We start from the raw sequence: 301 nt of genomic DNA on the forward strand, positions 1-301 counted from the left end.
GGCTCAACCGCGTGGCCCTTTGCTATCACATGGAGGTGTCCGAGCTGCTGGAGCACGATCTTGGTCACGCTCAGGTTGATGACCTGGATACCGCGCCACCACTGGCGCTGTTGGCGATGCTCTCCCAGCGGAGCGGCATCGAGCCGGACCGGCTGCGTTGCATGAGTTTCGCCGGCTGGGTGCCTTGGCTACTGGACAGCCTTGATGATCAGATTCCAGACGCATTGGAAACCTATGCGTTCCAGCTCTCGGTGCTGCTGCCGAAACTCCGCCGTAGGACGCGATCCATCACGAGCTGGCG

The 301-nt window shown here is 61.8% G+C and carries 1 pseudogene; it reads left to right on the top strand.

From position 1 onward, the window contains the following. Nucleotides 1–301 (top strand): annotated as a pseudogene (locus R5H29_RS09865) (TniQ family protein); the annotation flags it as partial.

The organism is Stenotrophomonas sp. A3_2, assembly GCF_036624925.1.
GTDB lineage: Bacteria > Pseudomonadota > Gammaproteobacteria > Xanthomonadales > Xanthomonadaceae > Stenotrophomonas > Stenotrophomonas hibiscicola.